Source organism: Streptomyces poriferorum, from assembly GCF_019399235.1.
Taxonomy (GTDB): domain Bacteria; phylum Actinomycetota; class Actinomycetes; order Streptomycetales; family Streptomycetaceae; genus Streptomyces; species Streptomyces poriferorum.
The window spans coordinates 1-410 of the sequence record NZ_JAELVH010000653.1 but is presented as its reverse complement, the minus strand read 5'-3'; the positions used below and the strand labels follow the sequence as shown (position 1 = coordinate 410).

Here is a 410-nt window from a genome sequence, read left to right as displayed (position 1 = left end):
CGGCGGTGGCGGCCGCCGTCGCTCCGGGGACGGCGGACGGCCAGGTGGCGCGGGTCTCGGCCAGATGCATCCGGACCAGGGCGCGCAGCTGGTGTCCGGCCTCGGCCGCCTGCCTGCCGAGGGTGCGGCGGGTGTCGAGCTCCTCCCGGGTGAGCCGACGGCCGGAGACGGCGACCTCGCCCAGGATCTGGGCGTAGCCCTCCAGAAAACTGTCGGGAATCACCGGTTCCGCCACGCCCCGCCTCCACTCCTGATGCGTCACTGATATTTACACAACGCATACGCGCGCATGCCGGTGCCCGGCATCGAGCACGGAGAAAGATTGCCGGGTTCCGGCAATGCGGCCGACCAGCTGTAGATGACACGATCCTGTCAGCACCAACCGGGGGACCACGGGGGAAACACGGGGG

General features: G+C 70.2%; 1 pseudogene. It reads right to left on the bottom strand.

The features are described from left to right. Window positions 1–235 (bottom strand): annotated as a pseudogene (locus JGS39_RS40265) (PucR family transcriptional regulator); the annotation flags it as partial. Between the last annotated feature and the right edge of the window lie 175 nt (window positions 236–410).